We start from the raw sequence: 8939 nt of genomic DNA, 5'->3' as shown, positions 1-8939 counted from the left end.
TGCTTCTGCGCCTCCGTGCTGGCCGCATTGTCCAGCACCGGCTGGCTGAAACCCGTGGACAATACCGCAGCACGCGTCGCATTACGTATCTCCGCTACCGGATAACGCCCACCGTAGCCCCAGACATAGCTCACGGGAACACCGTCCGATGGTGTGTACTGGAGCACGTTGCCCTTCCCGTCGTAGCTGTCGTACGTTAGCCGCACCCGGTACCGCGTGTCGGCAGAGTACGAACCCGCACTGCCCGACGGAGGCAATACGCCCGTGGCGCGGTTGCTGAATTTGAACGAGGCCAGCGCAACAGGGGCCGCCGTCTCCAGCGACAGCTCCTGGTCAATGAGCCCTTTGCCGCCGGCCTTGTACGTGGTGATGCTGCCCGACAGGATGGTCCGTGCCGTGCCGACCTCCCTGTACCGGACCCGCTCCAAAGGATAGGCCAGCAGGTGGTTGTTCTTCATGTCACCAATCGATCCCGTCGTATTGCTGTAGTCAGACGGATAGCTCGTGTATTCAACCTCACGGCTGCCGTCACTTGAATGAATAGATTTATGAGTCAACTGGGCGTGCTGCGGATTCCCATATGTATACGTAATAGTCTTGCTGGCTGAAACACCCCCTAAATCGTTAAAATCCTCCTCGATTGTCTGGTCTAAATAAAACCAGGAAGAGATGACCTTGTATGTGGATATCTCAAACTGCGCAGCGGCAACAGCTAAACCATGGAGCGCTTCCGGTTTAAGCAATACGACCCTGACTCCTAAAATATGTGATTCATTTGCTTGTGTAGGAGGTGTATAATGCGCACCTGACTCTGAGGGATTCTGCACGTAATTCGGCGGGGTATAACGGTAAGTATAATTATTCCGCTTCCGCTTAACGGGCCTAAAAATCTGCGCGCCGGAATCGTAACGGTATTGGGTTACTTCTAATAAGTTCCCCCTTCGCCAATCATAGCTGGTTGGCGGAGTGGACGGGAAGGTAATATAGGACTTCAAATCTCCTACAAACGAGTATTTGTAGTCTGTATACCCATATTGGCTTTTATCCGTAACGTACTCCCGCACATCGGTATAGAAAATATGATATCCATGCAATCCGGTAAGTGGATGAATACTTGAAGAGTTTTGCGCGTAGTATGGTGCTTCGATGTCTATAGGCGCCCCATTAAAATCAACTATTTCCCGATGATGTTTGGTATAAGCGTAAGAGTACACAGGCTTGTTGCTAATTCTTCCGCTGGAAATTGCGGGATTGTCCTGCCGGTTATATTCATATCTTCTGGTCCTCGCAATAGTAGTTTCATTAGCTTCGTAGTCAGTAATTGACTTAATCCGTAGCCCCCCGACCCGGAAATTGCCAATGCTGTTAGTCGGTCCTCCTGAACTCTCCGTCCACCGGACGATTGCATAACCATCTTCGAATGTGCCTATCTGCTCAACATGAAGCGTATAATTTCCTGGCGAGAGTGTCAAAGCAACAGTTCCGGGGCCTTGAATCGATTGGAACGTCCGGTAATAGCCATTCGGACCGCTGAGCGCAACATTGAACTGAGGTGTAGCCATCAATGGTGCAAGTGGCGTATTAAATTCAATTTGCCCACTCAGGCCATCCGCGTTCTGCCCTACTGTAAATGGTATATTACGAATACCTTCATGACCCGCCTGATAATAAGCAGACACAGCTCGAGGTGTTGTGGTGGAATTGTCAATTAATATCGTATCCCGGCATTCGTTTAGCTCGTATTCGAACACGGAGGTCCCTCCTGTCGGATAGGTGATTTTACGCAAGGTACCGCGTAGCGTACTGGTCAGATCGGGAAGACGATCACCGACCATGCTTGTAAAGCCCCTCGATGGTTCCCTGAAATACCTACCTCCGGTAGCACTATGGTATCCCCAATGGTCTGCAACCTCAGCAAGCCTGTTCGACAAGCTATTATTGCCGTAATAATCAAAACGATAAGGCGATTCCCCAGACATTTTCACTGATACCAGTTTTAGTCTGACACTGTTCGGGTCGGTCACCGAGGACTGGCACTCCACATAATTGGAGATATTGAAATAGCCTGTTGTCAAATCAAACTGTCTGTTGCCCCCTTCGCCATGGATAACAATTTGCTTCAGCGCAAAGCCGCCAGTCAAACCCGAGGAATTGGCGGGCAAATCTAACCTTGGGCAGGCGCTGTAATGGAAGACCAGTAAATCTCCATTACTACCGGTTATCCGTTTCAGTCGTCTGCCGTTCACCACGTTCAATGTCTCCATGCTGGTTTCGGCAGCCACCGAAAAATCACCCATGTTAGTTGAAAGGGGTCTGTATCTTGTATAGCTTTTGGGACTTTGATATGAATATGAAACAGGCTCATACTCGAAACTAATCTGTTCTCCTTTAGGTGTGATGATACTGCCGAGATAATATGAGATATTGGTCACGGTATTGCTGCCTGCAGAAAAACGAATATGGTTGCTAAAGCCAGAATTATACGCTGTCGAAAATTCTTGCTTATCAAAGATGAACCGATTTCCCGATTCGTCGGTGATGGTAAATACGTCGCCTGTCTTGACAATTGCAATGGGTTCATAAGGAATGGGATGAGGCTTTCTATCCCGACCGAAAAAAAACTTACCGCTTCTCCCTCCGAAACTATAGTAAAAAATATCTGGCTCGGTGTCCAGTAAAGGCTGTGGTGGCGCTTGGGAATTGATTGCTTGGTTTCCGGTGACAGCCATTGACCATTCATAGTCCCCGTTTCTCACGAATTGACCGCTCACCAATGTAACTTTCGGGTCAAGTGCTCTATTTTCCGGATAATCTGGTGTTACAGTCATACTGCCGGTAACGGGATCAAAATCCGGCATGCCATGGACAGCAGACGAAACCATCCCTCCTGCTTCGAGCGTCCAGCCTAATCCTACCGAACTCGCCAGCTCGTCGACTCTAATAGCAGAAGAATTATATTTCAAGGTTATAGGTAGCTCGAAACCATCAAGACGTACCGTATAGATAGGCACAGTAATGGATGGCAAACCGGTAGTCAGACTAACCGGAATTTCAGTCGATTTAAACAGTGCTGCTGCCTCCGGCGCCGGCGGAATGACCCTCACAGACGTGCCGTCAAACAACTGGCCATACACAGGCTCGCAGAGGCTTGCCATGGCAATTAGCATAATCGGCGTTATTGTTCTATTCATAATAAAATCATCATTACATTTTAAGACTTGTGGCTCACGTTAATTACGCAGTCGTGCACCTCTATTCCGGAGACTATAGCTCCGTCAGCAAGATAACATCACTGCCTTACCCGACTTAAACAAAGCTATGCCGAGAAGCGATTGCCTATGATACGTCCAGGCTATAAATTTGATAGGCATAGGCTATAAATGTGATAGCCTGTGCCTATCAAATAGCAAACGGGCTATGTTTCCACACCGCATTTGTATACTTTCACCGGCATAAGTCAACGCATGCAAAAGCGACCTACACACCTTCGGGCCAGCCATCCTAACGGTTTTTGGCATAGTAGTCCGCGTACGTTGGAATATTATATAGTCGGATGGTATAATTCTCCCGTCCGATGTAAAGGTTGACATCCGAAAACTCCACCCTGGATAGCGACAACGCCTCGGCTCTGCTCCAGAACCCGTACCCTATCCGATAACTTGTTTAAGCATCATTTGCTTCGTCTTCCGTTCCTTCGAATCTGCCTCTGTAAATTAGGTGCCATTAATTTCCCTAATTGCTCTTTCAATCGCTCATGGTCCGCGCGTAAACCTTCATACTGCTGCTTCAGCGCTTGCTCTGCTTTCTGTCGCTCAATCAGGTGCAGCGTCAGTTCCTCCACTTTCTCCAATAGCTTGTGGTTCATCTCGGCGAGGCCAACACCTACTGCTTCCACTTCTTCTGCGGCGGGAATACCTGGCAGGTGGCCGTTGGTTTTTATGTAAGCTTCCAGTTCGGCCAGCGGCATGAGCGGATAATCCGTTTTGAATACATAGTCCGGCCAGTTGGCCACCTCCACTTTTACTTCCTTAGCCCGAACCTTACCGTTCACAGAAAGTCTATAATCTCCATCCGGGTCGGCTCCCAAACCGATATTGCCTTCTTGAGAAGTAATGAAAATCTTGTTAATCGGAATCTGCGATGTTATCTCCGTTTTCCCTGTAGAGTTGTAATCCGAAATGGATAGTTCTTGAATGCCAGAAACCCCTCTTCCTGCTATTTTCCATGCTCTTATAAAAAATGACGGATAACTACTCACTACCTTAATTACAAAGTCATAGCTGCTGCCATTATCGTATACTTGTAACGCATACCTACTGGTTGAGCCGCCATGCCGTTCCTGATTGATCCGCAGACCGCCGCGGGTGGTAATATAATAAGTGGTCTCCCCCAAATCGATGTTCGTCCAATAACCACCAAATACCTGAATTTTAAGCTTTTCAAAAACTAATGAAGAACTTTTCGGCAAGGAAGCCACGTAGAATTCGGGGTGCCCACCTTCCGATCCTATCACTACTTTTTTTCCTAGGTTCTGGCACCAGCCATCAAAAGCGATGCATACGAGCAGAAGCATGTAGCAGTATTTGAAATTGATTTTCATATTAAACGTTTAATTGATTATTTCATCAACAATTCTTTTTCTTTCAACCGCTTGGTCAATCCATCGACCTGCTAGCTTGATTTGACGCACGTATTGCTCTGCGCCAGACAGCACGTAGCGAATTGAGATTACAGCGATTGTCTTTACCATCTGATTGGCCGTCATTTGTCGGAGTAAAGCTACGCCGAGAACCGATTGCCTATGATACGTCCAGGCTATAAATTTGATAGGCATAGGCTATAAATTTGATAGGCTGTGCCTATCGCTTTCGAATTTAGAAGCGCTTAACGTTCCTTTTGAACGCCAAAGTGATGAGGTGTTGCCCACACATGTAATTGAGGGCATAAGTCGGGGGCAGGCTGATGTTGATGCTGGGAGGACCATCACCTTTGAGGCATTCAAGAAAAAATTGCCAATAAACGGTGAGTTTACCCATTGACCTATCTGAACGCACCGTCGAAACCTTCGACGCAATTTGCGCACAAATAAATGAGGGTTTGGTTAGCCATCATCGGTTCCACTTGAACCGGGGTTAGGCAATCAAGTGCTGAGTGTCTGTCCAGTCTAATGACCTTCTACGGATTCCCGGCGTTCCGGCCGTTTTCCTTACAGCCGGATTTCCGCTTGCTCAAAGAACGCCTTACACCCCAAAGATGGTTTTTTGCGGATTGTCCGGCCGCTGTTTTTTACCGTTGTTTTTGGTCTTGTGCGTTTAGGTAGCCCCGGAACGATAGTCAGGACTACGTGGGGGATGATGCCCGAAATCTCAAAAATAAATGCTATTTTTGTAGAAAAACATTCGAATATGTACACTGCAATTAAGGGCATTTATGAAAATGGCGTTCTTAGGCTCCTGGAGCCGGCTCCAAATATCAAAAAAGCCGAAGTGGTTGTAACGTTCCTTGAAGAGGAAAAGGCAACCGCAAAAAAAGCCAGAAAACCCGGAGGGCTTCTGCGTTTGCAAAAAAACAGTGGCAAACGTTTTGATATTCCTAAAGATTTCAACGATCCCGTCGACGATCTGAAGGATTACATGTGATGGAAATCCTGATCGATACACAGGTACTGATTTGGTTTCAGGTAAAACCATCCCAATCTTGGAAAAACTGCAGTCAGGTTAATTACTGACCCGAACAATACGATATATGTCTCCGACATCAGCCTTTATGAGATTGCCATTAAACAAACAATAGGCAAACTGGCGGATTTCAATGTTGATATACGGGATATCGTAACCGTAGGTAAAGAAGACGGCTTCAATTTCATCCCGCTAAACCATGATGCTATCGCTTCCTATGTCAATATTCCGCTACATGACGGGCATCGCGATCCATTTGACCGATTGATCATTGCTACGGCGAAAATGAGCGGCCTTACACTTTTGTCTGCGGACGAAAAACTTGAATTATACGAGGACTACGTCTCTTTGATTAAATTATAGGGGCTGGCCGCAGGGTGCGGCGATGCCGTGCCTCCATCGAGGCCGCAAAGAAGCTGGCAAGGGCGCTGGGCGTCACCCTCGACTACCTGGGCGGCGAGACCGACGGCCCCGTCTTCGACCGGAAGACCGCCGAACGGGAGCATGTCTTCGCCCTGCTTGATGCGTTCCTCGCAAAGAGCAAGATGCAGGCGATATTGAAGTAACTAAAAAGCCCGGCTCGTTGGAACGGCCGGGCTCGACAATGAGGAAGTGATTTCTCACTTAAAGCTCACATATATCACAAAAGCTATAAAGATGGCAGTGATTGCCGATTGAATGCCTGAAGTCCGCATGGCAATACGGCGGGCATCATCAACCTTCTCCGGCACATTCAACAGGAACCACCTGTTTACATAGAACATTATCAATATCAGCAAACCACCCTCTATAATCAGCACAATCAGCTGGGCTAGTGCCAGACCCGTTAAGTCTTCTCGTAGCACTCCGTCTTTCCATCTTAAGCTATCAGGTATAAACAGATTATTCAAGTAGGTATTCGCAAAAAAGAGAAACCCTAAAGACAAAACTTGGTAAACCAAGTTATACATGTAATACAAAGCAATCATAGGTTATCGAATTTTCATCCTCTTTTTTACGTTCAAAAGGCCCAGCAGGTTTTGCCGTCTGCATCTGATTCCAAGCATCTATTCCATAGGTCTTTCCACCAAATATGATACTTTGGAACTCCCCTTTGCTATTGATATTTATCCGGATGTCAACAGAGGACACCTTTTTAACATCAGAATTAATCAGGTTCCCAGCGGTACCAAACGCAGCTGCCCCGATTAAAAACACAGATTGACCTTTGGTATCTCCAATTATCACCTCGGTAGCCGGGAACTGCTTGCTCGATAAATCTATCGATGCAACAACATACCCTTCCTTTAGATTCTCTGACAACAGAATCGATGACCTGACATTTATATTCGGTGCCAAACCTAAAAAGGCCGGATTAGACCCTTTAAAACTTGCATCAACTGCGGCCACATTACTTCCGAAACTATTGGTAAAGAAGCCCTTATTATCTATTCCCCCTGTATTGGAAATATGGGTAGCGTTCGAAATATAGGCCCCGGCCCAATGGGTATCCGAACTGGTGGCCCATCCGCCAACCGCTGTTCTTGCACTTGGGTCAATAGTAACGGTTTGTGTAATCCGGGAAGTGACATTTGTGCTTGAAGAAAAACCGCGCCTATCATCACCGAATCCTGTTCCCGCAAAAGCTCCCGGGGGCGCAAATGCCCCTTTCATCTTATTTCCAGCACCATCAACATACATAGCATGGTAATCGCCTAAATGATTCATCACCTCCCCTGCGAAATCCCGAGTTGCCACCCAGCGACTCTCGTCTATCCCCGAGCTAACCCGCTGCCTCGTCCAGCCAGTTTGCCAATAACGCCGGCTTCCTCCCTCACCATAGTGGTTTCCATTTATGAAGATAACGAGTTTTCCATCCGGATCTATCGCATTGATGGGAGTATTTGCGGCATATGCATACGGCGAAATCTGAAAATATAGCTCTGCTTTAGGGTCTATCGTAGATAATCTTCCTATGACCGGATCGTAGAACCGTGCCCCGTAGTCGTAATACCCAGAACCGTCCTGCAGCTCCTTGCCGTTGTAAAGATAACGGTTTTTCGGCGAAGGTATGCTACCCTGTCGGCGTGACGCTCGACTACCTCGTAAAGGACGGCGAGTACGAGCACATCGACAACGAGACGCTCAAACGGCTGAAAGAGGTGCAGGGGCTGGACAGCGACACCCGCGCCCATGTCTTCGCCACCATCGACGCCTTCATCAAGGCGGCAAGGCTCAAGAGCATCGCAGCACTGTAAACCAAAAAGCCCGGCGCAAATGGCAGGGTTCAGTTTTGTATCAGCAGCAACCTAAAAGGCCTCTTGCCAGATTAACACTATACCAGCAATGATTGCTACTATCGAGCTGAAATACAATTTTATATCCCCTCCATATTTACTTCTATAGCCCCGTTTGGTTTCGTTGATATTATCTATCAGACTCCAAACCCCATAGACCAACAAAGCAATTCCTCCAATTAATTTCAACCAGCCATTCATAATTCTGATTTCCTATTTATTCTTGTCTTCATCATGGTTATATATAAAGTCAGCTGTCTTATTCCATAATTCGTTGACAAAGTTCAATATAGCACCATCTGTCTTAGTTATTTGACCGGCGGCTTGTGCTTTATCAACGGCTTTTGTTATACCACCAAAGAGTCGATTACTACCAACCGTGTATAATACATCCCCATATTTCCCCTGACTGATTTTAGGGAGCAACCCTAAACCTGTACCGGTCACCTCAATGGCTTCGCCCACCGGAACCAACACCAAAGACCCACCTTCGGTGAATGGAGCCGCTAAATAGCCAGCTGTCTTTGTGGCGGCACCGACAACTTCCAGCCCTTCACCCGATACCGCCGCCGCTTCCAATGCAAACGGGCCTGCGGCATCCCCTATCGCCTTGACGTCACTGGCTACCCCAAGCGTTCTATTGATGCTCCTCGTCTGCGGGCTGGCGTTGGGCATGGTATTGTTGGCCGATGAACCCGAGGTTCCTGTCACTAGGCTTACCCATGCATTGTATGCGCTCTGGAACCATCCCGGCGGGTCTTTCGGACGTCTGCCATCCGGGTCAATGAACCGGATGGGATTATCGAACCCGTACGCATACGGCGAATACCTGCGCATGGAATCCGCCAACGGATCCACCGTTCCCCACCTGCCAATCACCGGGTCATAGAACCTTGCGCCGTAATCGTAATACCCAGAACCGTCCTGCAACTCCTTGCCGTTGTAAAGATAACGGTTTTTCGGCGACGGGACAACATTGCCCGCC

Annotated in this window: 8 protein-coding genes and 2 pseudogenes; 4 read left to right on the top strand and 6 right to left on the bottom strand. The window is 47.8% G+C overall.

Annotation, left to right across the window (positions count from 1 at the left end):
• Together JHJ32_RS22255 and JHJ32_RS22250 are read right to left on the bottom strand one after the other, a co-directional pair.
• On the bottom strand, positions 1–3191 hold a 3191-nt coding region (locus tag JHJ32_RS22255), incomplete at its 3' end, for an RHS repeat protein (RefSeq protein ID WP_200122867.1).
• A gap of 479 nt (positions 3192–3670) precedes the next feature.
• A complete protein-coding gene (locus JHJ32_RS22250) occupies positions 3671–4600 on the bottom strand; it encodes a hypothetical protein (protein ID WP_200122865.1) in 930 nt (309 codons plus the stop codon).
• 661 nt (positions 4601–5261) lie between these two features.
• Here JHJ32_RS22250 and JHJ32_RS22245 point away from each other — a divergent pair.
• The 3 genes and pseudogenes from JHJ32_RS22245 to JHJ32_RS22235 all read left to right on the top strand — a co-directional run bounded on the left by JHJ32_RS22245 (position 5262) and on the right by JHJ32_RS22235 (position 6244).
• Positions 5262–5639, top strand: a complete 378-nt coding sequence (locus JHJ32_RS22245; protein ID WP_200122863.1) for an antitoxin AF2212-like protein — start codon at positions 5262–5264, stop codon at positions 5637–5639.
• A gap of 69 nt (positions 5640–5708) precedes the next feature.
• Positions 5709–6041 (top strand): annotated as a pseudogene (locus JHJ32_RS23275) (type II toxin-antitoxin system VapC family toxin); the annotation flags it as partial.
• Positions 6042–6055: 14 nt separating this feature from the next.
• On the top strand, positions 6056–6244 hold the full coding sequence (locus tag JHJ32_RS22235) for a hypothetical protein (protein ID WP_200122861.1): 189 nt from the start codon (positions 6056–6058) through the stop codon (positions 6242–6244).
• A 54-nt stretch (positions 6245–6298) separates the two neighbouring features.
• Here JHJ32_RS22235 and JHJ32_RS22230 read toward each other — a convergent pair whose 3' ends face one another.
• The 3 genes and pseudogenes from JHJ32_RS22230 to JHJ32_RS23050 form a co-directional block, all read right to left on the bottom strand.
• Positions 6299–6646 carry a hypothetical protein gene (locus tag JHJ32_RS22230; RefSeq protein WP_233632810.1) on the bottom strand — a complete coding sequence of 116 codons (348 nt, stop codon included), beginning with the start codon at positions 6644–6646 and terminating at the stop codon, positions 6299–6301.
• Positions 6621–7388, bottom strand: coding sequence for a hypothetical protein (locus JHJ32_RS22225; RefSeq protein WP_233632809.1), 768 nt, complete (start codon positions 7386–7388; stop codon positions 6621–6623). The genes JHJ32_RS22230 and JHJ32_RS22225 overlap by 26 nt, the downstream gene beginning before the upstream one ends.
• 153 nt (positions 7389–7541) lie before the next feature.
• A pseudogene (locus JHJ32_RS23050) lies at positions 7542–7730 on the bottom strand (RHS repeat-associated core domain-containing protein); the annotation flags it as partial.
• 14 nt (positions 7731–7744) lie between these two features.
• Here JHJ32_RS23050 and JHJ32_RS22220 point away from each other — a divergent pair.
• Positions 7745–7915, top strand: coding sequence for a hypothetical protein (locus JHJ32_RS22220; protein WP_200122857.1), 171 nt, complete (start codon positions 7745–7747; stop codon positions 7913–7915).
• A 252-nt stretch (positions 7916–8167) separates the two neighbouring features.
• On the opposite strand, the gene JHJ32_RS22215 is transcribed toward JHJ32_RS22220, so the two are convergent.
• A partial coding sequence (locus JHJ32_RS22215; RefSeq protein ID WP_200122855.1) for an RHS repeat-associated core domain-containing protein occupies positions 8168–8939 on the bottom strand: 772 nt, incomplete at its 5' end.

Source organism: Parapedobacter sp. ISTM3 (assembly GCF_016533505.1).
Taxonomy (GTDB): domain Bacteria; phylum Bacteroidota; class Bacteroidia; order Sphingobacteriales; family Sphingobacteriaceae; genus Parapedobacter; species Parapedobacter luteus.
Note: the sequence above shows the minus strand (reverse complement) of the source record. Positions and strands in the feature narration are given on the sequence as shown.

Excerpts from the sequence above, each read along its gene's own strand:
- JHJ32_RS22230 (WP_233632810.1), bottom strand. The coding sequence starts at position 6,646 with ATGATTGCTTTGTATTACATGTATAACTTGGTTTACCAAGTTTTGTCT.
- JHJ32_RS22250 (WP_200122865.1), bottom strand. The coding sequence starts at position 4,600 with ATGAAAATCAATTTCAAATACTGCTACATGCTTCTGCTCGTATGCATC.